Raw genomic sequence first — 23,743 nt, forward strand, 5'->3', positions numbered from 1 at the left:
TCGGATATAGATGAACAGAGAGTGAATCAGCTAATTAAGTTTTGCCATGTGTTGTGGATGTTATTTCAACTCATCTTCAAAAATTTTATCTCGCAGCTTCCAAAAGCGACCAGATTTTCTAGCAATAACAAACTGAGGCAAACGGAAACGATGTTGATTAGCGACAACGCGTGTCGGTGAAGCCTCTTCAAAAGGACGATGCTTGTCTGCTAAGTGGGGGCGTACGAACTGATCTTTAAACGTTTGTTTTTGTTTTTTGGTACTCAATGTCCAAAACTCATGAACTAACGCATTGCCTTCGCCTTGGTATGGTTCACCAGAATACGTCACCTTTAGCTGAGATTTACCATCACTGGACTTAAATACAGATAGGTCCATTTCTGTGCATTCAAAGATTAATGCATCTTTGAGATTAAGGGCTTCTTTTAGCTTTTTATCTGGGTCTACGAGCGTTGCATCACACTCATGACAAATTCGTGCAGCGATATCGTTGTCCGCACCACATTCACCGCAGTATTTGGCACGAAAACGGTAGCCACAGTGTTCACGTTCGCCTGTGTCTTCATCTTCAAAGTAACCTTGGCAACGTCTGCCAAAATGTTCAACCAAGAAACCGTTACTATCCAACTTACCCCAGAAGTTGTTATTGAATCCGCAAGCCGGGCAAGGAATCGTGATAATTTCACTGTCAGAGTCTGGTTTGGGATCACCGACTTCAGGTTGGTATAAATCGTAGCTGTTGCCTGCGTAATCAAGCACTAAACATTCTGATTTTCCGTCTGATAAGCGTAATCCTCGTCCTACTATCTGTTGGTACAGACTGACTGACTCTGTTGGTCGCAAAATCGCGATTAAATCGACATGCGGCGCATCAAACCCGGTTGTCAGTACCGAAACATTGACTAAGTATTTTATTTGACGATTCTTGAACGCTTGGATGATCGCATCGCGCTCCGGCGTAGGTGTATCACCAATGACGATTTCAGTTTCGCCTTCTGGCAATAAACTGTGTATCTCCTGTGCGTGTCGAACAGTTGCAGCGAAGATCATGACACCTTGACGCTCTTTCGCATATTGCATGATTTGCTCAACAATTTGTGGAGTCGCACGTTTGGCTTTATCGATCACCATGTCCATTTCTGCTTCTTTGTAGCGTCCGGTGTTAGCGGGCTTCAGCTGAGAGAAGTCGTAAGACAAAACGGGCGCATCCATCATGCGGGCTGGAGTGAGGAAGTTTTCGTCGAGCAAGTAACGGATCGGCAGTTCGAAAATACAATCGCGGAAGAATCGAGGCTCTTCGGTTCGCACTTGACCTCGGGTGTGATACTGATAAATCCAGCCCATTCCTAAACGATAGGGCGTTGCAGTTAGTCCTAGCACCTTAATGCCAGGGTTCAGTTCTCGTAAGTGAGTAATAACTTTTTGGTAGCTGCTGTTTTTGTCATCTGGCACACGATGGCACTCATCAATAACGAGCAGAGAAAACTGGTTTTTGAACGAATCTAAGTTACGTACGACCGATTGAACCGAAGCAAACACGACTTGCTGGTCAGTTTCTTTTCGTCCCAATCCTGCTGAGAAGATGGAACCTTTTAAACCATAACCTTCATACTTTGCGTGGTTTTGCTCGACCAGTTCTTTTACGTGGGCGAGGACTAACACTCGTCCTTTCGCAAGGCGAGCAAGTTCTGCGATCACCAAGCTTTTTCCTGCACCGGTTGGCAGCACGATCACTGCTGGTGTCGAGTGTTTACGAAAGTAATGAATAACGGCTTTAACCGAGTCGGCTTGATAAGGACGAAGTGTGTACATGAAAATATGTGAAATTGCTCAACTATTCGAACGAGGAACGCTATAATACCTGACTTTTATACCCAAGTGACCTTTAAACCAAGATTTAGAGATCACTTGGGTATAATTCAATGAGGTATTCATGCGTTTAGATAAATATTTGTGTGACGCTCTGGGTGCAACACGCAAACAGGCAACAAAGATCATCAAAAGTGGAGACATCACCGTTGACGGTGAGGTTCAAAAAAGTGGTGCATTTAAAGTACCTAAAGGTGCGGAAGTGATGTGGGAAGACCGTGTTATTGGTGCTCCTGGTCCTCGTTACATTATGTTGTATAAGCCTGCTGACTTTGTTTGTTCACATGAAGATGGCTACAACCAAACTGCATTCGCATTGCTTGATGAGCCTAAAATTGAAAACCTTCACTTTGCGGGCCGATTAGATGTCGACACAACTGGTTTAGTGTTGATTACGGATGATGGTAAGTGGTCTCACCGTATTACCTCACCTAAGCATAAGTGTGAGAAAACGTACCGTGTTTGGCTCGTCGATGCTATTCAGCCAGATTACGCGGAAAAGCTCGAACAAGGCATCATTTTGCGCAATGAATCAGACGCAACATTGCCAGCTCGTTTGGAAATCGTGAACGAGGCCGAGAATGAAGTATTGTTGACTATCGTGGAAGGTAAGTATCACCAAGTGAAACGTATGTTCGCGGCGTTAGGAAATAAAGTTGAGTACTTACATCGTGAGCGTATTGGTTCTATCGAACTTGATGAGGCACTAGAACCAGGTGATTATCGCTACCTCACGCAAGAAGAAATTGATTCTATTTGGAATTAATTGTCGGCATGGGAAATTCTTTAGTTCCTAATAGGAACTAGTCTTTTGGTAGAAATTGGCTCAAAATAAATTTTCCTACCAAAATTAGTGCCTAGACAATTCCGGTGTGCTTACTCATCTCAGTGATATGCCTTTGCATTTAGCTGATGCATGCATACTCTTATTGCAAAGCCTTCGGCTACGGTGAATGGAATGATGGTGTCAACGCCATCATTTTTACTGCATTGTGTTTGTTTCCCATAAACACATTTCGCTTTCACATGCTTTTCTATGTCGAGTTCGTCAAGGTCACACCTTGGTACATATTTGCCCTTATGATTCTCGAACGTTGGATAGAACAGGTTTTTGGCTTCTACATTCAGCGATATGAGAACTTCCGTTATTTTCACTTTGTTCTGCAAGTATTGACGGTAGGGCTCCAACAAGAGGTAAAAGAATGACAGAAAAAGCTCAAAGTGCTCCGCAATCCCAAATCAGTTTTCTATTGTTTCTGGTACTAGGAGCGATTGGTGCTTTGACGCCTTTGGCGATCGATATGTATTTGCCTGCGATGCCGACAATTGCGAAAGATTTGGGGGTCGCGCCTGGCGCGGTTCAGATTACGTTGACGGCTTATACCGCGGGTTTTGCGATCGGCCAGTTAATTCACGGGCCGCTTGCCGATAGCTTTGGTCGAAGACCTGTGTTGATTTTAGGCGTACTTTTCTTCGGCTTGGCTGCTGTTGTGAGTGCGACAACAAATGGCATTGATGCGCTGACCTATGTACGTACGGCACAAGGTTTTGCTGGCGCGGCAGCGGCGGTCATTATCCAAGCTGTCGTGCGTGACATGTTTGACCGTGAAGACTTTGCACGCGCAATGTCCTTCGTTACTCTGGTCATTACTATTGCGCCGTTGGTGGCACCGATGATCGGTGGCCATCTCGCGATTTGGTTTGGTTGGCGTTCCATTTTTTGGGTACTAGCTATTTTCGCTGTAGTTGTGATTTTTCTCGTACTTTGGAAAATCCCTGAAACGTTACAGCCTGAAAATCGTCAGCCTCTTCGTTTCCGCACGACGCTGAGAAACTACGCCAGATTATGCTCCAATCCTGAAGCGATCGGTTTGATGCTCTCAGGTGCGTTTTCATTTTCCGGAATGTTTGCATTTTTGACGGCGGGTTCGTTTGTTTATATTGATTTATATGGTGTTCGACCAGACCACTTTGGTTACCTATTTGGTTTGAACATTGTGGCGATGATCATCATGACCAGTATTAATGGTCGCTTGGTGAAGAAAGTTGGTTCCCATGCCATGCTTCGTTTTGGGTTGTTCGTGCAACTTTTGGCGGGGATTGGTTTATTCGTAAGTTGGTTAATGGACTTCGGATTATGGGGCATTGTACCTTTTGTTGTGCTGTTTATCGGTACATTGTCGACGATAGGTAGTAACGCGATGGCGCTGCTTTTAAGTGGTTACCCATCAATGGCGGGTACGGCGTCGTCTCTAGCGGGGACATTAAGATTCGGTATCGGTTCATTGGTTGGTGCGCTGGTGGCATCACTGCCCGGGAATGTTGCTTGGCCGATGATCATCGTAATGTTTGCTTGTTCTGTGCTTTCAGCACTGTTTTATTGGACTTTAGGAAGAAAGGCGTAATGTCGAATTACACCAAAGAAATTCAAAACTTGGTTAACTCAGCACTTGAAGAGTTAGATCAAGAGCATCGCTCGGGTAAGTTAGCCAATGCCCCTGTTGCGAATAACCATTATTTAGTGCGTTGGGTAACAAAGGCGCTAAAATCACAACGTTTCGGACGTACGGTAGGCGATGACTTAACGCGTTGGCAAAAAGCAGGTCGCTCAAAGGGGAACGATGCTAGTTTGTTGTTTATCTTCAAGCGTATTTCTGCTTTTTATGCGCAATTCTTCCCTGAAGGTGAAGACTTCAAAGTGTTCAAAGATTCAGATATTGAGTCTTTTCTTGATTTGATGGAGCAAGCAGGCTGGGAAGTCTCGACGTCTGAGCAACTGATTGGGTGCGGCAAAGTACAAATCTTCACTGAAGGTCAAAACTCTTTAGCGTTATGTGCAGACCAATGCGAAAGCTGTTTTGATGGCGAGTTGCTCGTAAAGCCAATGAGTTGGTTTGTACGTGGCAATCATGCTGAGTTTGTTGAGAAAGCAGCGCAAGCGGGCTTTATGGTACATAAGGTAACAGACTACAAATCGATGGTGAAATACCATGGCGAGTACCTTATTTTTCCAGCAAACGAAGGCAACCAGTTAGCCGAAATTCCACTCTCGTTCAAAGCTGACTAAAGTGACATTTTGAGTGTTTAGAAGCCCCTGTTATTGGGGCTTTTTGTTTTCTAAACGGTTTGCTTCTTTCGCGATGGCTTTGACCATGCCTTTAAATATGAAAAGATGGGCTGGCATCATTGCAAACCAATAAAGCAGCCCAAGAAACCCTTGCGGGTGCCACCAGGCGGTAATATCCAGCTCTCGTTCGTCACCGAGATCTTTGATGGTAATTTCTAAACGCCCAAGGCCTGGGCCTTTCATACCAAAAAACAGTGAAAGAAACTGATTATTATCGCAGCGAATCACTTTCCAAGAGTCAATAAAATCACCGACTTTAAGCTCTGGTCCAGGAGGAGAAACGCGAATCGGTTTTCCGCCACCAAAAAAGATATCGAGCCATTCACGTGTACGCCACAAGATGTTGGCAAAGTAATAACCTTTTTCGCGACTCCCGATCTTTTGCGCCACTTTCCATAATGCCGCAGCGGAGGCATGAGTTTTAATGCTCGCTCCAGCTTGTTTTGGGTAATAGCCATATCCTGGTTGCCATCGACGAAGCGCTGCGGGTTCAAACCCCCAGACATTACTGCGTACAAATGTGCCTTCATCTTGAATGGTATCAGTTACCGCTTGCTCGTAGCTGATCAGCGTTTGAGGAAATCGTTCTTCAATCGCTTTGGAGTCTGCAATGTAGTCGTGCTCTAAGCCCGCAAGTAATGCTTTACCGATACTAGTTGGCACTGAGGTAACTAAACCTAGCCAGTACGATGCCATTTTCGGAGTAAGTAGCGGGGTCGACCACAGCCGATACGGCTTGTTCGTGATTCGGCAAATGACTTTGAACTGTTCGCGGTAGCTAAGTGTATCTGGCCCACCAACTTCATAAATTTGACTTTCTTCTGGAGAGGGGGCTTCTGCTAACTTCAACAAATAGTGGTTGAGATTGGGCAAGGCAATAGGGTTCGCTTTTGAGTCGACCCATTTAGGCGCGGTCAAAATAGGTAAGTTGTAGACAAAGTCACGCATGATTTCGAAAGCGGCAGAGCCGGGGCCGATGATAACGCCAGCACGCAATTCAGTTACTGGAATACCAGACTGTCGAATTATTTTTCCCGTGGCTTTACGAGCGGCTAAATGGCGAGAGTTTCCGGTTTGAGGTTGAATGGCGCTCAAATAGATAACATGCTCGACGGAGCTTTGTTCCAACGCAAATTTGAAGTTCAAAGCAAGGTTTAGTTCGTACTCAACAAAGTCATCACCTTGAGCCATCCCGTGCACGAGAAAAAATACTAAATCAAAATCGTTCACTACAGCCTTCGTGGTCTCTGCGTCAGCCAAGTCGAGATACCTTAACGTTAAATTAGGGTGAGGCTGAGTTCTTGACTCTAAATAATCAATATGTCGCGCCGCTGCTGTGACGGCGTAACCTTTATCTAAAAGTAACGGAAGAAGTTGAGAGCCAATGTAACCCGAGGCGCCTAGCACCAACACCTTTTTCATTATCTGTCCTTTTATCGTTGGTGGAATAAACACCACAGAGTATAATCATGAGACACTTTCCCCATTCTATCAATAAGTTGTCGTTGGAGCGCTTGTGACTTTTCTTTCTCAACTCTCAATACACGCAGATAAAGCATTCTTACGTCGTTTATTTGCAATCGCGTTACCAATTACACTGCAAAGCATGATGTTTTCAAGCCGAAGCCTCGTCGATGTTCTTATGCTTGGTCAACTTGGTGAAGCTGAAATTGCCGCTGTTGGAGTTGCTGCACGCGCGACTTTCGTCACCACCATCATGTTAGTTGGGGTGACAACGGGCGGTGCGTTGTTAACCGCTCAATATTGGGGGGCTGGCGATAAAGTTGGGGTGCGTCGCAGTACCGCTTTAACATGGATGATCGCAATGATGTTTGCTGCGATTGCTGTTGCTTTGTTTGTTGTTTTTCCACAACTCATCATGAGTTTGACTACCGATTCACAAGAAGTGATTGAGCTAGGGGCCAGCTATCTCATTATTTCGTCGGTTAGCATGTTTGCTGTTGCATGTGTGGCCAGTATGTCGGTGGGCCTAAGGGCGATGCACCAACCAGGCTTAAGCACTTTTTTTAGTGGTATAGGCATTTTATCTAATGTTTTTCTTAACTGGGTTTTAATTTTTGGTCAATTAGGCTTTCCTGCTTTGGGTATTACGGGAGCAGCGATCGCAACGGTAATCAGTGGCGCGATCGAAGTAGGTTGCTTGTTTGGTTATCTATGGTTGAAAAAACACATAATCGCATTTGGCTGGGATGATATACGCGCAGGATTGGTCTTAGATAAAATTACGCGTTTCTTGAGCCTCTCTTTGCCAACCACATTTAACTTCTTGGCGTGGGCTGGTGGGTTGTTTGCTTATCACGCGATCATGGGGCAAGCAGGCGTGCAAGGTTTGGCGGCGCTTTCCGTAATGACACCTGTTGAGTCGATCGCATTGGCGATGATGATTGGTTTATCGAATGCGGCTGCAGTTCTAGTCGGGAACCAGCTCGGCGCTCGTAATTTTGAACCCGTTTATTATCAAGCATGGGCTACGGTCATTTTGAATGTGCTTATCGCATTTGTGGTCGCCGTCTTGTTGATAGTGTCAAATCAATGGATCCTTAATGCGTTTAGTGCACTGACAACGGACACTCGCGAGCTAGCTGAACAGTTTATGGTGATTCTAGCGTTGGGTGTCGTGCTACGCTCGGTGCCGATGATGGCTATTGTTGGTGTATTACGTGCGGGCGGTGATGTTAAGTTTTGTTTGTATCAAGACATCTTGGCGCAGTGGGTGATCGGGATTCCACTCGCAGCATTTGCAGCGATTTATCTCAATTGGGACCCACAATGGGTTTACTTACTCTTTTTGACAGAAGAAGTTGTGAAGTGGGTGATTTGCTTGCCAAGAATGGTTAGCCGAAAATGGATGAAAAACCTGATTGGCCAGTAAGGAGGAACAGAGTTTATTTTGGCTGCAAAAATCTGCTCAAAACGTCAACAAAATTAGCAACAGAAAGTGAATCGAGTTGCATTTGTACTTCCATAGTGTGATCAAGCATTCAAAATACTTTCTACTAACAGGATTTTAGTGTAGATTCTGATCCCAATTTTTAAACACCATCCGAGCGGCATAATCAATGTTAAAACTGTCAGACCTATGTAAAGGCTATGTAGACGGGGGAGAGTTTCACCCTGTATTACAAGGGGCAGAATTAACATTGCAGCAAGGCGACCAAGTTGCTCTGATGGGAGAAAGTGGTTCGGGTAAAAGTACTCTGCTGAATTTAATCGCCGGATTAGATACTGCCGACTCTGGTGAAGTGCAGTTTCCAAATTTTGCTATGCATGAAGCACCGGAGCATTTAAGAACCCTTTATCGCCGTAACAATATTGGGAATATCTTCCAACAATTCAACCTGCTTCCTACACTTAATATTGCCGACAATATTCGTTTTTGTCGTCAGTTAAAAGGTCTGCCGGAAGATAAAGAGTTGTGGCGTCAAATTCTTTCTGCTTTGGACTTAATGCCATTGCTAGGACGTTATCCGGAAGAGGCGTCTGGTGGTCAGCAACAACGTGCGGCGATTGCTCGTGCACTCTATATGGAGCCAAAAATCCTGCTTGCTGATGAGCCAACTGGTAGCCTAGACGAGCGAAACGCAGAAGCAGTAATGCGCTTACTAACGAGCCTCGCTCGCCAACTGGAGTGTACTTTGCTGTTAGTGACGCACAGTGAAAAAGTGGCCGCCCATATGGAAGGAAAGATTCGACTTCAAGGAGGGCAGCTACATGTTATGGCCCGTAGTTAAGGCACTACTCGGTCATTACCGTCGTTACCCTCTACAAATTATTCTTGTCTGGCTGGGATTAACTTTAGGCGTGTCCCTCCTTGTTGGTGTTACTTCTATCAACCAGCATGCAAAACAAAGTTATGCTACTGGGGAAAAGCTTTTCTCCAATCCTTTGCCATACCGAATCCGAACGAAGCACTCTGCCAATAAAATTCCTCAAGGTTTCTATATTCAGTTACGTCGAGCTGGGTTCAACCAATGTGCACCGTTTGACGTGCTTCATCTAGATGCCAAGACCGATATGAGCCTGATGTTGGTGGGGATAGATCCTGTCGCGATGATCCCACTACAACAAGGAAAATCGCTAGGTGAGATGCCTGTTTTATCACTAATGAAGCCTCCTTATCCTATTCTTGTTAGTCAAGATTTGGCCGCTTACATGAGTTGGCAGGATGGGGACTTCATTGAGATGAATGACGGAAGCCGTCTTGGGCCTATTCAAGTAGATAAGGACAAGATGCTTTCGGGTACTCGGCTGGTTACTGATATATCGTTGTTGCGTATGCTCAAGCGGAGCTCAGGTTTGTCTGCGATTTCTTGTGGTGAAATGCCAGAGGAAAAGCTAATAGCACTGAAAAACATGCTGCCAAACGGAATGACGCTCGTTAGGAATACGCGTACAGAGCTTGAGTCGCTAACTAACGCATTCCATATGAATCTCACCGCGATGGGAATGCTGTCGTTTTTGGTCGGGTTGTTTATTTTTTATCAAGCGATGTCTCTGTCTTTCATCCAGCGACAACGTTTGGTAGGTATTTTGAGACAGACTGGTGTTAACGGAACACAGTTAGCGCAAGCCTTATTGCTAGAGTTGTCTTTGCTCGTCTTTATTGCGTGGGCGTGTGGTAACTTTTTTGGCTTGATCTTAGCGAATGAACTTATCCCAGCAGTGTCTTCGAGCCTGAGTGATTTGTATGATGCCAACGTAGGCTTAACCATAGGATGGTCATGGCAATCTAGCTTATACAGTCTAATCATGGCAGCGATGGGTGCGTTGATATCGTGTCTGTGGCCATTAATCCGTTTGCTGAAGTCACAACCAATCCGCCTTTCTTCTCGACTGTCGCTAATGCGATTTGCTGGAAGAGAGTTCTCTTGGCAGGCGCTTGCGGCATGTGCGTTTTGTGTCGCTGCAATAGCGGTATATCAGGCGCCGAAAACACAAGAAACCGGTTTTGCTATTATTGCGCTGATGTTGGTTAGTGTGGCGTTGTTTATGCCATTTATTATGTGGCATATGTTCCAAAGTTTTTCTTATACCATGCGATGGGTTCGTGTCCGTTGGTTTTTTGCTGATGCAGCAGCCAGCATGAGCTATCGCGGTGTGGCTACGATGGCGTTTATGTTAGCGCTGGCGGCAAACATTGGTGTAGAAACAATGGTCGGAAGCTTTCGAGATACAACCGATAAGTGGCTAAATCAGCGATTAGCGGCTGATGTGTACATCTATCCGACCAACAATTCAGCCGCTAGGATGAGCGCATGGCTCCAGAATCAGCCAGAGGTGAACTCGGTTTGGTGGCGCTGGGAAAAAGATATGCCGACCGAGCATGGTGCTCTGCAAGTTGTGAGTACGGGCTCTTCTGAAGGTGAGTTAGACTCACTTACCGTCAAGTTAGGTGTCCCAAATTACTGGTATCAACTGCACGCTACCAAGAGCTTAATGGTCAGTGAGTCGATGGCCTTGAAGCTGGATATCCGCCCTGGCGATTTCATTAACTTGCAAGAACCGCTTGGTGGTGATTGGCAAGTCGTAGGCGTTTACTACGATTATGGAAACCCATATAACCAGGTGATGATGTCGCACCGGAATTGGCTGTATGCATTTGCAGGTACGGGTAATGTTGGTCTTGGCGTAGTATTAAAAGATAACGTCAATGGAGAAGGGCTGAAAAATCGCTTAGAGAATGTATTCCGTCTTCCGCAAGATCGTGTGTTTGATAACGGTAATATTTATAGCCAAGCAATGAGAGTGTTTGATCATACCTTTGCTATAGCAGGAACCTTGGGCAATATCACGCTGATTATTGCCGTGTTTGGTTTATTCTTTGCGACGTTGGCAGGAGAACTTTCACGGCAGCGGCATTTTTCCTTATTAAGGTGCATGGGTGTGTCCGGAAAAGAACTTGTCGTATTAGGTGGTTTGCAGCTATTCGTCTTCGGAGCCATTTCTGCGATTATTGCAGTGCCGCTCGGCTTGGCGCTCGCACATTTGATCGTTGATATTATCATTAAGCAATCATTTGGCTGGTCTCTAGAGCTTCAAACGATTCCATGGGAGTATGCTCAAACCATTGCTTGGGCGATGCTTGCCATCATGGTTGCTGGCGCATTGCCAGTTATTAGAATGATCAAAAGTACACCGATGAAGTCATTAAGGGACGCGTTGTAATGAAAAAAATGGGCTCTAAAAAACGCTTGTTGGTTTCAACGCTCATTGTTGTTACGTTCGCTTTTCTGACTGGGGCTGCTTTTTACTCAACTTTTTGGTTAGAGGCGACAGCAACACGAGAAAGCGAACTTGATTCTATCTTAACGCGTGAAAATCAAACGATTTTCGAGCCTGTACTACCTAATGAGCATGTCTCTTTACCCTCAGACTTTCGCTTTCATCCCGAGTATCAGCATGAATGGTGGCACTACTTTGCGAAGCTAAAAGATGAGCAAGGCAAGATCTACAATGTTCAATGGAGCTATTTCAGGGTTGCGACGGACGAGCGAGAAACCAGCGGTTGGCAGAACCCTCAATTGTACATTTCACATGTTGTCGTCAGTCATGGCTCGCATGTATGGAAAGAGCAACGGGTAGCTAGAGGTGGGATAGGCCAAGCTGGTATGATCAATCGTCCTTTCAGGTTATGGATTGATAATTGGACTTGGCGATCACTCGGTGCGACGCCTTTCCCGGGCAACTTGAATGTGAATACTGATACGTTTGGACTTGAGCTCAATACCATGACAAGCGGCCCCTTTGTGGTGAATGGAGACAAAGGCTTCCAAGTTAAACATGCGTTGCAATCTGTTGCTTCTTTTAGCTTCAGTGCTCCATTTTTAAAAGTAAAAGGCAGCTTAAGCTTAAATGGTAAGCGATTCTCAGTGACGGGTTCTGCATGGGCGCAAAAAGAATGGGGCAGCGGCTTAATTGGTGAGGGGCAACAAGGCTGGGATTGGTTTGTTTTCAATTTAGATGATGGTCGAGCATTAACTGTTAGCCGTTATCGTCACCATGGGCAAACACCGCACGTATTTGGCACGTTGTCGACACGCTCAGGTAAAGTCATCAACCTCTCAGACGATGATATCAGTATTAAACCAATGCAAGTGACCAGTTTATCCAATGGAAGAAGGTTACCTTTGCAGTGGATTATCAATATTCCGAAGCATCAAATTAATTTGACTACCCGCATTATCAAGTCAGATATGTGGCTACCCTTTGTAATACCTTACTGGGAAGGGCCTACTTTAGCTTCCGGCTCCAATGAGGCTTGGGGCTTTATGCAGCTGACAGGCTATTGAGTTGTGAAGAAAACCACCCCCTACGGGTGGTTTTTTGGTGCGCGAAGCTTCCTAGCTTTTTCTCAAAAGTACGGGGTTATCATGATGGTACAAGCCGTGTTATGCTGATTTTCTCATCATCTTGATAAATATTTGGTGCGACAAGTACAAATACGATCTCCGATCAAAATTGAGTGTCATGTTGGAAAATACGATGTATAGTAAACTTAACATCGAAAAAACCGAAGTTTATACTCTGAAGAAGCGATTATTCTAAAGTTTTCGACAGCTATACACTCTTATCACTCTTTGTTAATCGTTTATTAAGATAATAAATATAAGGACGAAACCATGAACGATGTCATTCGTGACTTTTTCAAAATGGAATCAGCAGGTGGTATTCTTCTCGTAATTGCAGCGGCAATTGCGATGACCATTGCTAACTCACCGCTGGGCGAAACTTATCAATCTGTACTGCATACTTATGTATTCGGTATGTCAGTTTCTCACTGGATTAATGACGGCCTAATGGCTGTTTTCTTCTTACTTATTGGCCTTGAAGTGAAGCGAGAGCTACTTGAAGGAGCGCTAAAATCAAAAGAAACCGCAATTTTCCCTGCGATTGCAGCGGTTGGTGGTATGTTAGCCCCTGCTCTTATTTACGTTGCGTTTAATGCTAACGACCCAGAGGCGGTTTCTGGCTGGGCCATTCCAGCTGCGACGGATATTGCATTTGCTCTAGGTATCATGGCGCTACTAGGTAAGCGCGTACCAGTAAGCCTTAAAGTGTTTTTGTTAGCTCTCGCTATCATCGACGATTTAGGCGTGGTTGTTATTATTGCACTGTTTTACACAGGTGATCTTTCTAGCATGGCGCTGCTTGTTGGCTTCATCATGACTGGTGTCCTGTTCATGTTGAATGCGAAGGAAGTAACGAAACTGACGCCATACATGATAGTCGGCGCGATCTTATGGTTTGCGGTACTTAAATCTGGTGTTCACGCAACACTTGCAGGCGTAGTGATCGGCTTTGCTATTCCTCTTAAGGGTAAACAGGGCGAACATTCCCCACTTAAGCACATGGAGCACGCACTTCATCCATACGTGGCATTTGGTATCTTACCTCTATTCGCATTTGCAAATGCGGGGATTTCGCTAGAAGGCGTATCGATGTCAGGCCTAACTTCAATGCTGCCATTAGGTATTGCTTTGGGGCTACTGGTTGGTAAGCCTCTAGGTATCTTCACTTTTAGTTGGGCAGCTGTGAAAATGGGTGTAGCTAAGTTACCGGAAGGCATTAACTTCAAGCATATCTTTGCGGTCTCTGTGTTGTGTGGTATCGGTTTTACAATGTCTATATTCATTTCCTCTTTAGCGTTTGGAAATGTAAGCCCTGAGTTTGATACCTATGCTCGACTAGGTATCTTAATGGGCTCGACGACAGCCGCGTTACTTGGCTACGCGTTACTGCACTTTTCTTTGCCTAAGAAAGCGCAAGCGTAAGATACACACTGTTTAGTAAAGCCTCCCATTCGGGAGGCTTTTTTATGTCTGCAGATCGGCACATCAACTACTTCAGGGTGGTTACTTTTGTGACCAACTAAGGTCTAGCTTATGGAGTCGGGGCAAATCATCGAAAGGGGCGTTTGGTAAATCTATAGGCGAAAAAAAGCCCAGCCGAAAATTTGACTGGGCGGATACAAACATAGGAGTTAATAAGAAAAAAGCAGCAACGTAACAATTAGATGGAAACAAGTTTGACGGCCAGTGAAACTTCAAATGCCCTAACTGTTACGTATATTCAGACCGAGACTTTTCCAAACAGTTCCATTTTTTTTCAAAAAATTTCTACTTAATGCTTTCTAGCTTCTTACACATCCGAAAGTAATAGAAAAATCGAGATGGATTACCAAATTGGCGAAGTTACTAACTTCTGTGTTTCTCATTTTATCTCCCCTAGAACCGAAGATGTATTTCATACTCTCTTCGCTCACTCCGAGCCGCCAACGCTATTGTTAGCGTTTCAATTGCGCTGGTCTGAGAAACTTGATCGTTTTCTTCTGACAAGCTTCACTGGAGTATTCGATTGAATTTCAAAAGATTAGATCACACCTTTTACTGTCTGGTCAGACCAATTGGTTAAAGTGTGATGTTAATCATTTGTTAATCTTAAGTTTCGGGAGTATATTTTCAAACAGTTGTTTAATACGAGTGATTAAAATGGCCCCGAGAACATCAACAAAAGAAAAAATACTCGATGTCGCAGAAGGACTCTTTGCTGAACATGGCTTTAATGATACTTCGCTAAGAACGATAACAGGTAAAGCTAACGTTAACTTAGCATCGGTAAACTATCACTTTGGCGATAAAAAAACGCTGGTTAGAGCGGTTTTAGATAGGTATTTAGAAGCACTAATGCCGAGCATTAAGACTTCATTAATTGAGCTAAATACGCGCGATAGCTACAACATGGACGATGTCTTTGAGTCATTGCGATTACCTTTACGTACATTAAATGATGTACGCCCAAATGGTACTGCGCTATTTATGTTGTTAATTGGCCGCGGTTATACAGACGTTCAAGGTCATCTACGCTGGTTCATTACCACCAGATACGAAGAGGTACTGAACCTTTTCACTTTCTCGATAATGAAGGCGAACCCGGAACTATGTGAAGAACAGTTGTTTTGGCGACTGCACTTCACGTTAGGAACCTGTGTATTTACGATGGCTTCAAGCCAAGCTCTTTCGGAGCTGGCAGAAAGTAAGTTTGAAAAGGAAGTCGATGTGAAATCTGTCGTCGATTTACTGATTCCATATTTGTCAGCAGGAATGTCAGCAAAGCAGTTGGCATAAGACAAATAAGAAAGTTAAACCAATAATAAGATTATACCCCGAGCGGTTACGTGAACAAAAGGATCTGAACTATGAGCTCTCTACGAAGAAAATGGATTAGTGACCCGGCTTTTAAAGTGTTCAAAAAAGTATTGCCACCTCTGTCTAGCACCGAGAAAGAGGCGATGGAAGCGGGTAGTGTATGGTGGGATGCCGAACTATTCTCAGGCAAGCCAAACTTCACAACATTGCATCATTATCCAACGCCTACACTGACGGCAGAAGAGCAGTCATTTATGGATAATGAGCTTGAAACCCTGCTAGAAATGCTTGATGACCAGAAGATTGTCAAAGAAGACAGGGATTTACCGCCTGAAGTATGGGAGTACCTACGTAAAGAGCGATTTTTCTCTTTGATCATCTCGAAAGCATATGGTGGTCGTGAATTTTCCGCTTTGGCGAACTCAACCATTGTTTCTCGTATTGCGACTCGAAGTATCAGTACCGCGGTATCGGTAATGGTACCAAACTCTCTTGGTCCTGGTGAGCTGCTATCGCACTATGGTACGCAAGAGCAAAAAGATTACTGGTTGCCTCGTTTAGCTGATGGTACAGACATCCCTTGTTTCGCCCTAACTGGCCCTGAAGCGGGTTCTGATGCAGGTGGCATACCTGATCAAGGCGTGGTTTGTTACGGCACCCATGAAGGCAAAGAAGTGCTTGGCGTGCGAGTTAGTTGGAATAAACGCTACATCACGCTTGCGCCAGTTGCGACAGTGCTCGGGTTAGCATTTAAACTGCAAGATCCTGAAGGGCTACTTGGAGACAAGAAAGAGGTTGGCATTACATGTGCGTTGATTCCCGCTGACCATGAAGGTGTCGAGATAGGCGAGCGCCATGATCCTCTGGGGTCTGCGTTCATGAATGGTCCAACTCGTGGTGAAGATGTCTTCATCCCTATGGACTGGTTGATCGGTGGCGCTGATTACGCAGGTAAAGGTTGGCGTATGCTGGTTGAGTGTCTTTCTGCGGGGCGTGGTATCTCTCTCCCAGCGCTTGGCACTGCGATTGGTCACCTTACTACACGTACAACAGGTGCTTATGCTTACGTGCGTAAACAGTTTGGAATGTCGATCGGTAAGTTTGAAGGCGTCGCAGAAGCGATGGGGCGCATTGGTGGTCTTACTTACCTACTAGAAGCGACGCGTACGCTAACGACGACTTCTCTCGATATGAAAGAAAAACCTGGGATTGTAACCGCGATTGCCAAGTACCACATGACGGAAATCGCGCGTACCATTCTAAATGATTCGTTTGATATCCATGCGGGTCGTGCGATTCAAGATGGCCCAATGAACTATCTTGCTAAACATTACCTTGGTATCCCGGTTGCTATTACCGTTGAAGGCGCGAATATTCTGACTCGTAACCTGATGATTTTTGGTCAAGGTGCGACTCGATGTCACCCATATGTTCTAAAAGAAATGGAAGCTGCGGCGAATCCAGATTCTGAACAAGGTGCGAAAGAATTTGACAACTTACTCTTTAAACACATCAAGCACGCGCTCGGTAATACATTCGGTGCATTTGGTGCAGCACTAACTGGTTCTCGATTTGTTAACGCGCACATGAGTGGCCCAACGCAGCAATACTACAAAGACATTACTCGTCTCAGTCGTGCACTTGCAGTAAGTGCAGACTTTGCGATGTTAACCTTAGGTGGAGACTTGAAGCGTAAAGAAATGATCTCCGCACGTTTGGGTGATGGATTAAGCTATCTATACATGGCATCTGCTGCCTTGAAAAAGTATGAAGATGAAGGCCGTCAACAAGGCGATCTAGACTTCGTTCATTACGCTGTTCAACACTGTTTGTATAACGCTTCTAAGTCATTAAATGAGGCTTACACCAACTTCCCTGTGAAATACGTTGGCGGTGTACTTAAGGGGCTATTGTTCCCGCTTGGTAATCATTTCAATAAGCCAAGTGATGAGCTGTGTGTGAATTTGGCTGAAGCGATGATGACGCCAGGCGCGCAACGTGATCGCCTCACGCATCTGTGCTACATCGGAAAATCAGAGGATGACAGCGTAGGCTTAATGGAGAATGCATTCCTTGCAATGTACGACATTAAACCTTTGGAGCGTAAACTTATGAAGGCTGCGAAGGATGGTAAAGTGGCTCGTAAAGGTCTGCTACATGATCGTTTGCAGCAAGCATTTGAAGCAGGCGTGTTAACTGAACAAGAAATTGATCAAATCATGGCTGCAGATAAATTGCGCTACAAGGCGATTCAAGTTGACCACTTTAGTCATGACTTTTCTGAAGTGCGAACTCATAGCCCAAAAAAGTCGCAGTTGAATCCGGCGGCATAATAGACAACTAATGTTAAGAAAAGCACCTCAATGAGGTGCTTTTTTGTATTCTTGGGGAGTGGATGGTGGGATAGTGCTCCAACCACTTGCCTTTTAAGAGCATTTTTACAGAAATTAGATGCGAAATCCCAACGAAACTTTTATCCTAACAAGGTTTTTTAAAGGAAGTTGAATATGATCATCAAACCTAGAATTCGTGGATTTATCTGTACTACAACGCACCCTGTTGGTTGTGAAGCTAACGTAAAAGAACAAATTGCGTACACCAAAGCGCAAGGTCCAATCAAAAACGCACCTAAGCGTGTTCTTGTTGTTGGTGCATCAAGTGGCTACGGTCTATCTTCTCGTATCGCTGCGGCATTTGGTGGCGGTGCATCAACTATCGGTGTTTTCTTCGAAAAAGAAGGTACTGAGAAGAAACCAGGTACAGCAGGTTTTTACAATGCAGCTGCTTTTGAAAAGCTAGCGCGTGAAGAAGGTCTGTACGCAAAAAGCTTAAACGGCGACGCTTTCTCAAATGAAGCGAAACAGAAAACTATCGAGCTGATCAAAGAAGACTTAGGTCAAATCGATATGGTGGTTTACTCACTGGCATCTCCAGTACGTAAAATGCCAGAAACTGGTGAATTAGTTCGTTCATCTCTTAAACCTATCGGTGAAACTTACACATCAACGGCTGTTGATACCAACAAAGATGTGATCATCGAAGCTAGCGTTGAGCCTGCAACAGAAGAAGAAATCAAAGACACTGTCACGGTAATGGGCGGTGAAGATTGGGAACTTTGGATCAATGCGTTGTCTGATGCTGGTGTTCTTGCTGAAGGTTGTAAGACCGTCGCGTACAGCTACATTGGTACTGAGCTAACTTGGCCAATTTATTGGGATGGTGCACTAGGTAAAGCAAAAATGGACCTAGACCGTGCAGCGAAAGCGCTAAACGACAAGTTAGCAGCAACAGGCGGCAGTGCCAATGTTGCGGTACTTAAATCTGTTGTAACTCAGGCGAGTTCTGCAATTCCTGTTATGCCACTGTACATCGCAATGGTATTCAAGAAAATGCGCGAAGAAGGTGTACACGAAGGCTGTATGGAACAAATCTACCGTATGTTCAGCCAACGTTTATACAAAGAAGACGGTAGCGCGGCAGAAGTTGATGAGATGAACCGCCTACGTCTGGATGACTGGGAACTTCGTGACGACATTCAGCAGCACTGTCGTGAGCTATGGCCTCAAATTACGACTGAGAACCTAAAAGAGCTGACTGACTACGTTGAGTACAAAGAAGAGTTCTTGAAACTATTTGGTTTCGGCGTTGAAGGCGTAGATTACGAAGCGGATGTGAATCCAGCAGTTGAAGCAGACTTCATTCAAATCTAATCACAGACTAGATAACCAATAAACAAAAGGCGCTCATTGAGCGCCTTTTTGTATTTCATAGCCAAAGTGAGTATTAACTTAGTATTATCAGTATCGTACCAGCTAGCGTCATTAAAATATTCGCAATCGCATAGGTACCCGCATAACCAAGGGCTGGGATGGTGGACTTAGCGTAGTCGTTAACGACATCCATAGCTGGAGCGCAAGTACGGGCGCCAATAATGGCACCGAAGAGCAGGGCACGGTTCATCTTGAGTACGTGTGCGCCAACTAAGTAAGCCAGAACTACAGGCACAACACTGACAATAAATGCCAAACCAATGACTTTTGGTCCTACTTGCGTTAGGTGCTCGAACATCTTTCCACCTGCACTTAGACCAATTCCCACCATAAAGAACATTAACCCTAGATCTTTGACCATATTCAGCGCCCCTTGTGGGACATAACCGAAAGTAGGGTGATTTGCTCGTAAGAAACCAAGCGTAATACCGGACAACAGAAGACCCACCGCATTACCCAAACTGAAAGACACCTGACCGAACGTCATTGTGATGAGGCCAAACAGAATACCCAAAATAAAGAAGCTACAAAAAGCGAGCAAATCGGCCATTTGACTGTGGATCGAGATGAAACCGATTTTTTCCGCCAGTCCATGTACTCGGCTTTTCTCGCCGCTCACTTGAAGGACGTCCCCTTTAGCGAGCACAATGTCTAAGTCCATAGGCATTTCAATCTGAGCGCGAACTACGCGGTTTAAGAAACAGCCAAACTCAGACAAATTCAAATCCGATAAACGCTTACCAGCGATAGCGTCACTTTTTACGACGATTTCTTCTTCAACGATGCGCAAATCAAGCAAGTTACGGTCGAATACTTCTTTACCATTACGGAAGCTAGGGTCTAAGCGAGCATGGCTGTCAGGGAAGCCAACCAGTGCAATTTCATCTCCCTCTTGCAAGATAGCATCACCATCTGGGTGGGCGAGAATACCATTGCGACGGATTCGTTCAATGTAACAGCCAGTTTGACGATAAATACCCAGTTCTCGCAAGTTTTTACCATCAGTCCAGTCAATTAGCTCTGGGCCCACTCGGTAAGCTCGAATAATGGGTAAATACACTTTTCTCTGGCTTGAATTTCCAAGGCCACGCTCTTGTGCGATTTGCTGCGCGGAATCAGAAAGGTTTTGTTTTTGCAGTTTTGGCAACAATTTAGCAAACATGATCATGCTAATTAAGCCGACCAGATAAGCCATCGCGTAGCCTACGGATAGATTTTCTAATACCAGAGAAAATTCCATATTCCGCGGTATAGTCGCAAGGCCAGAGTTAAGAGCATCTTGTGCACCAACCAGTACTGGCGTTGCGGTCAATGCGCCTGCCATCATACCGGCGGATAAGCCAAAATCGAGGCCGAAATAGTGACTCAAGCCATACGTTAAGCTGACCGCAGACACGAGAACAGTCATGCTTAAAATAAAATAATGCTTACCATCTCTGAAGAATATACCAAAAAAGTTTGGTCCAGCTTCAATGCCAACGCAGTAGATAAACAGCATAAAGCCAATGGTTAAAGCTTCTGCATTAAATGAGAAACCAAGGTGGCCCATTACCAAAGAGGTAATAAGAACGCCAATAGAGTTGCCTAATTGTAATTTGCCAAATCGAATTTTTCCGATGGCAAGGCCAATGGCTAATACGACGAAGATTAGAAGGATAGGGTTTTGCTCGAGAAGGTATACGACGTCTATGTTCACTGTGTGGCTCGGTAGAGTGTGTGCCAAAAAAGATTAAGAACTGTGAATTGTAACTAAATATAGCAAAAAGATAAGTGAATTTTTTTAGGTTTTACCATTAGTTGACTTAACGTAATAACCAGCTGAAAAATAATAAAAAAGCCGCATGAAGCGGCTTTTCTGAAAACAGTCTTTATTACTCGTCAAATAGACCTAGGTGCTCTTTCGCGTATGCTTCGAACTCGTCGCAGCCACCGATGTGCTCTTGGTCGATAAAGATCTGAGGAACGGTTTCAACTGGTTTACCAACTGTTTTCTCAAGATCTGCTTTAGAAATACCTTCAGCGTGAATATCAACGTAACGGTAGTTGAAGTCATCACGTTTTGCTTTTAGCGTTTCTGCGTGCTCTTTTGCACGAACACAGAAAGGACATGCAGGGCGACCAAAGATAACAACGAACATAATCTTATTTCTCCTAAATCTATTCTTTTTTGAAAGCGTACAAAACATAGCGGCTGAGTGCGCTTTCTTTTGTTGGAGTAACTATGCCCGATCCAGATACGGAAATAAAGCGGCAATTATCTCTTGGTTCTATAGGTGAAATCTATCGAATAAAAACTAAACGCGTGTTCTTATTTTACGGCTCTGAAGTATGTGAAGTGACGCATAAAAAACATACATTCTAAAGGGTTAATGATGGCAAGGTGGAATTGGTCAATTTTTTTTGTTTAAAAAAATAGCAATCTATTTTGGCTATACGCAAATAACTTCAACTCTAACATAAGTGTTAAATCAGAGGGCGAGAGGTTATTTGGGTATATTCTTTTGGGAGGGTGTGTATGTTTCAGTTTATGACTGCAACAAGGATTATATTTGGTGAAGGTGCACTTCAATCTTCATTATCCGTTATTAACCAATTTGGCTACAGTGTTTTGCTGGTCACTGGGCAGGATACCCAACGAGCCGCCCCCATTATCCAATATCTTAAAGCTCAAAATATGCGTTACCAGCACGTAGCTATCGTTGGTGAACCATACATCACGATGGTAGAAGAGACCGCAGTGCTAGGTAGAAAATTCCAACCTGATATGGTGGTTGCGATAGGTGGTGGCAGCGTCATCGATATGGGCAAAGCCTTAGCTGCCATTATTCCCAATCAAGGCAATGTTTACGATTACGTAGAAGTGGTAGGAAGAAGCGTCCCTTTAAAAGCAAAGCCTCTTCATTTTATTGCAATTCCTACGACAGCAAGCACCGGTTCAGAAGTGACCAGAAATGCTGTGCTGAAATCTGGACAAGATAAAGTGAAAGTGAGTCTTCGAAGCCCTGATATGCTCGCAGACGTTGCCATTGTAGACCCGACACTTACTTACGGGACCGACCAATACACATCTGGACGTGGCGCAATGGATGCGTTCACTCATTTAATGGAAGCGTATGTGTGTGGTGAGCCAAACCCTCTTACTGATATGGTCTGCGAAGAGGGGCTACGTCGTTTAAGCCGTTCAGTGATTGCCGCTTGTAAGCAAGATAATCATAAGGCGCGCTCTGATTTATCGTTCGCTGCATTGCTTGGTGGTATGGCGATTACTAATGCCAAATTAGGTGCCGCTCATGGGTTAGCATCGGCGTTAGGAGGCAAGTTAGACGCCCCCCATAGCGTTATTACGGCTCGCTTAGCTCCGCACGTGATGCAGGAGAACATTAACGCCGCTAAACTCGCGGGTAGGAATGATGTGATAAGTCGTTATCGCAAGCTGGCCCAATTAGTCACCGAGCGAGTAAACGCTAACGAACACGATGGAATTCTTTGGGTCAATATGGTGCTAGATAAGTTAGCGTTACCGCTACTGGCTCAATTTGGAGTATGCCAAACCTCTTTTGAGCAAGTGGCGAACGATGCGCTTAAGTCAATGGCAATCAAAGGGAATCCTTTACCCCTGAATCAGGAACGTTTGATTTACATATTGCAGCAAGTCTGTGATTGTAGTGGAGAGTGCGCAGCTGAGAGTGCACAACATGTCAGTTCTGTTGAAGTACTGGAATCAAGAACGGACTTATCGAGTGTCAACGACTTAGGGTGATTGCTCCCTTAGCAGCATTAAAACAAAAGGGGAGCCTTGAGCTCCCCTAGATAAAGTATTGACTAAGCTTTAGTGCTTAGTACTGGCTTAATTTGTCATAGCGACTGTCTTTCAACGCATCTTTTACGCGTTTTAGGTTCTCACGGAAACCTGTACCACGGCGAAGAGTGAAGCCAGTTGCTAGCACATCAATCACTGTCATTTGTACAACTCGGCTTGCCATTGGCATGTAAACGTCGGTATCTTCTGGAATATCGAGCGTGATGGCCAGCGAGCTTGCCTTTTCTAGAGGAGAATCCTTCGCTGTAATCGCAATAACCGTTGCGCCATTTTCACGAGCAAGGTTCGCTATTTCTACCTGACTCTTTGTTCGACCGGTATGAGAAATAAGAACCACAACATCATTATCACTGCAGTTGATACAACTCATGCGCTGCATAACAATATCTTCAAAACAAGTAATTGGAATATTAAAGCGAATAAACTTGTTTTGTGCGTCTCGGGCAACAGAAGATGATGCACCAAGGCCAAAGAATGAAATGCGCTTCGCTTGCGTTAGCAAATCGACCGCACGGTTCACTTGCATTGGATCTAGGCTATTTTTCGCGACATCTAAACACGCCATCGTCGATTCGAAAATCTTATGGGTGTACGCGTCTGGGCCATCGTCTTCTTCCACATTACGGTTAACGTAAGGGGTGCCGTTGGCTAGGCTCTGTGCCAAGTGAAGCTTAAAATCTGGAAAGCCCTTGGTGTCCAGACGACGACAGAAGCGGTTTACAGTGGGCTCACTAACGTCGGCCATTTTAGCCAGCGTTGCAATGCTTGAATGAATTGCAGTTTGTGGAGACGCCATAATTACTTCCGCAACTTTGCGCTCTGACTTACTGAAATTCTCCAGGTTTTTTTGAATTTTTTCTAATGTATTCATAGTGTTCACGAGGGTATAGAGAACAACTCGCTGGCTCTGCTAACGAAAGGAAACACGAAGATTCCGGAGTAGAGTGGGGCGTTAACGAAAACAACCAGCGCCATAGAATCAGTATAAACC

At 44.7% G+C, this 23,743-nt stretch carries 17 protein-coding genes; 12 read left to right on the plus strand and 5 right to left on the minus strand.

Going from position 1 to position 23,743, the window contains the following annotated elements:
* Positions 1-60 precede the first annotated feature (60 nt).
* Positions 61-1,812 carry a DEAD/DEAH box helicase gene (locus tag R7F64_RS04515; RefSeq protein WP_054729964.1) on the minus strand — a complete coding sequence of 584 codons (1,752 nt, stop codon included), beginning with the start codon at positions 1,810-1,812 and terminating at the stop codon, positions 61-63.
* A 121-nt stretch (positions 1,813-1,933) separates the two neighbouring features.
* On the opposite strand from R7F64_RS04515, the gene rsuA reads away from it, so the two are divergent.
* The 3 genes from rsuA to R7F64_RS04530 all read left to right on the plus strand — a co-directional run bounded on the left by rsuA (position 1,934) and on the right by R7F64_RS04530 (position 4,936).
* The gene (rsuA, locus tag R7F64_RS04520; protein ID WP_053303189.1) at positions 1,934-2,635 is read left to right on the plus strand and encodes a 16S rRNA pseudouridine(516) synthase RsuA; all 702 of its coding nucleotides are present in this window, start codon (positions 1,934-1,936) and stop codon (positions 2,633-2,635) included.
* Between the two features lie 436 nt (positions 2,636-3,071).
* A complete protein-coding gene (locus tag R7F64_RS04525) occupies positions 3,072-4,274 on the plus strand; it encodes a Bcr/CflA family multidrug efflux MFS transporter (RefSeq protein WP_017820848.1) in 1,203 nt (400 codons plus the stop codon).
* Positions 4,274-4,936 carry a DUF2913 family protein gene (locus tag R7F64_RS04530; protein ID WP_238952274.1) on the plus strand — a complete coding sequence of 221 codons (663 nt, stop codon included), beginning with the start codon at positions 4,274-4,276 and terminating at the stop codon, positions 4,934-4,936. Before R7F64_RS04525 ends, R7F64_RS04530 begins: the two co-directional genes overlap by 1 nt.
* Positions 4,937-4,966: 30 nt before the next feature.
* Here R7F64_RS04530 and R7F64_RS04535 read toward each other — a convergent pair whose 3' ends face one another.
* Positions 4,967-6,418, minus strand: coding sequence for a DUF2867 domain-containing protein (locus tag R7F64_RS04535; protein WP_213967377.1), 1,452 nt, complete (start codon positions 6,416-6,418; stop codon positions 4,967-4,969).
* A gap of 94 nt (positions 6,419-6,512) precedes the next feature.
* Between R7F64_RS04535 and R7F64_RS04540 the strand changes: the two genes are divergently transcribed.
* From R7F64_RS04540 to fabV, 8 genes are all read left to right on the plus strand, one after another.
* On the plus strand, positions 6,513-7,889 hold the full coding sequence (locus tag R7F64_RS04540; protein WP_172563313.1) for an MATE family efflux transporter: 1,377 nt from the start codon (positions 6,513-6,515) through the stop codon (positions 7,887-7,889).
* Between the two features lie 187 nt (positions 7,890-8,076).
* Entirely contained in the window at positions 8,077-8,748 is a 672-nt protein-coding gene (locus R7F64_RS04545) for an ABC transporter ATP-binding protein (RefSeq protein WP_005378040.1), read from the plus strand.
* On the plus strand, positions 8,729-11,182 hold the full coding sequence (locus R7F64_RS04550) for an ABC transporter permease (protein WP_005378038.1): 2,454 nt from the start codon (positions 8,729-8,731) through the stop codon (positions 11,180-11,182). The genes R7F64_RS04545 and R7F64_RS04550 overlap by 20 nt, the downstream gene beginning before the upstream one ends.
* Entirely contained in the window at positions 11,182-12,306 is a 1,125-nt protein-coding gene (locus R7F64_RS04555) for a lipocalin-like domain-containing protein (protein ID WP_042521997.1), read from the plus strand. The genes R7F64_RS04550 and R7F64_RS04555 overlap by 1 nt, the downstream gene beginning before the upstream one ends.
* Positions 12,307-12,636: 330 nt before the next feature.
* Entirely contained in the window at positions 12,637-13,788 is a 1,152-nt protein-coding gene (gene nhaA / locus R7F64_RS04560) for a Na+/H+ antiporter NhaA (RefSeq protein WP_005378034.1), read from the plus strand.
* 717 nt (positions 13,789-14,505) lie between these two features.
* Positions 14,506-15,141, plus strand: coding sequence for a TetR/AcrR family transcriptional regulator (locus tag R7F64_RS04565; RefSeq protein ID WP_005378033.1), 636 nt, complete (start codon positions 14,506-14,508; stop codon positions 15,139-15,141).
* A gap of 71 nt (positions 15,142-15,212) precedes the next feature.
* Entirely contained in the window at positions 15,213-17,495 is a 2,283-nt protein-coding gene (locus R7F64_RS04570) for an acyl-CoA dehydrogenase (protein ID WP_017634878.1), read from the plus strand.
* Between the two features lie 174 nt (positions 17,496-17,669).
* A complete protein-coding gene (gene fabV, locus R7F64_RS04575) occupies positions 17,670-18,872 on the plus strand; it encodes an enoyl-ACP reductase FabV (RefSeq protein WP_005388648.1) in 1,203 nt (400 codons plus the stop codon).
* Positions 18,873-18,945: 73 nt separating this feature from the next.
* On the opposite strand, the gene R7F64_RS04580 is transcribed toward fabV, so the two are convergent.
* Together R7F64_RS04580 and R7F64_RS04585 are read right to left on the minus strand one after the other, a co-directional pair.
* Positions 18,946-20,628, minus strand: a complete 1,683-nt coding sequence (locus R7F64_RS04580; protein ID WP_005378028.1) for an aspartate:alanine antiporter — start codon at positions 20,626-20,628, stop codon at positions 18,946-18,948.
* Positions 20,629-20,803: 175 nt separating this feature from the next.
* Complete coding sequence (locus R7F64_RS04585) at positions 20,804-21,070, minus strand: GrxA family glutaredoxin (protein WP_005378026.1); 267 nt, start codon at positions 21,068-21,070, stop codon at positions 20,804-20,806.
* A gap of 377 nt (positions 21,071-21,447) precedes the next feature.
* Between R7F64_RS04585 and R7F64_RS04590 the strand changes: the two genes are divergently transcribed.
* On the plus strand, positions 21,448-22,692 hold the full coding sequence (locus R7F64_RS04590) for an iron-containing alcohol dehydrogenase (RefSeq protein ID WP_005388646.1): 1,245 nt from the start codon (positions 21,448-21,450) through the stop codon (positions 22,690-22,692).
* Positions 22,693-22,768: 76 nt separating this feature from the next.
* On the opposite strand, the gene R7F64_RS04595 is transcribed toward R7F64_RS04590, so the two are convergent.
* Complete coding sequence (locus tag R7F64_RS04595) at positions 22,769-23,623, minus strand: MurR/RpiR family transcriptional regulator (protein ID WP_005378021.1); 855 nt, start codon at positions 23,621-23,623, stop codon at positions 22,769-22,771.
* Between the last annotated feature and the right edge of the window lie 120 nt (positions 23,624-23,743).

The organism is Vibrio sp. Vb1980, from assembly GCF_033338615.1.
Classification (GTDB): domain Bacteria; phylum Pseudomonadota; class Gammaproteobacteria; order Enterobacterales; family Vibrionaceae; genus Vibrio; species Vibrio alginolyticus.

What these genes read in the sequence shown, in the direction of transcription:
- R7F64_RS04545 (WP_005378040.1), top strand. Translation starts at nt 8,077, where the DNA reads ATGTTAAAACTGTCAGACCTATGTAAAGGCTATGTAGACGGGGGAGAG.
- R7F64_RS04530 (WP_238952274.1), top strand. Translation starts at nt 4,274, where the DNA reads ATGTCGAATTACACCAAAGAAATTCAAAACTTGGTTAACTCAGCACTT.
- R7F64_RS04550 (WP_005378038.1), top strand. Translation starts at nt 8,729, where the DNA reads ATGTTATGGCCCGTAGTTAAGGCACTACTCGGTCATTACCGTCGTTAC.
- nhaA (WP_005378034.1), top strand. Translation starts at nt 12,637, where the DNA reads ATGAACGATGTCATTCGTGACTTTTTCAAAATGGAATCAGCAGGTGGT.
- fabV (WP_005388648.1), top strand. Translation starts at nt 17,670, where the DNA reads ATGATCATCAAACCTAGAATTCGTGGATTTATCTGTACTACAACGCAC.
- R7F64_RS04595 (WP_005378021.1), bottom strand. Translation starts at nt 23,623, where the DNA reads ATGAATACATTAGAAAAAATTCAAAAAAACCTGGAGAATTTCAGTAAG.
- rsuA (WP_053303189.1), top strand. Translation starts at nt 1,934, where the DNA reads ATGCGTTTAGATAAATATTTGTGTGACGCTCTGGGTGCAACACGCAAA.
- R7F64_RS04590 (WP_005388646.1), top strand. Translation starts at nt 21,448, where the DNA reads ATGTTTCAGTTTATGACTGCAACAAGGATTATATTTGGTGAAGGTGCA.
- R7F64_RS04570 (WP_017634878.1), top strand. Translation starts at nt 15,213, where the DNA reads ATGAGCTCTCTACGAAGAAAATGGATTAGTGACCCGGCTTTTAAAGTG.
- R7F64_RS04535 (WP_213967377.1), bottom strand. Translation starts at nt 6,418, where the DNA reads ATGAAAAAGGTGTTGGTGCTAGGCGCCTCGGGTTACATTGGCTCTCAA.
- R7F64_RS04585 (WP_005378026.1), bottom strand. Translation starts at nt 21,070, where the DNA reads ATGTTCGTTGTTATCTTTGGTCGCCCTGCATGTCCTTTCTGTGTTCGT.
- R7F64_RS04565 (WP_005378033.1), top strand. Translation starts at nt 14,506, where the DNA reads ATGGCCCCGAGAACATCAACAAAAGAAAAAATACTCGATGTCGCAGAA.
- R7F64_RS04515 (WP_054729964.1), bottom strand. Translation starts at nt 1,812, where the DNA reads ATGTACACACTTCGTCCTTATCAAGCCGACTCGGTTAAAGCCGTTATT.
- R7F64_RS04525 (WP_017820848.1), top strand. Translation starts at nt 3,072, where the DNA reads ATGACAGAAAAAGCTCAAAGTGCTCCGCAATCCCAAATCAGTTTTCTA.
- R7F64_RS04555 (WP_042521997.1), top strand. Translation starts at nt 11,182, where the DNA reads ATGAAAAAAATGGGCTCTAAAAAACGCTTGTTGGTTTCAACGCTCATT.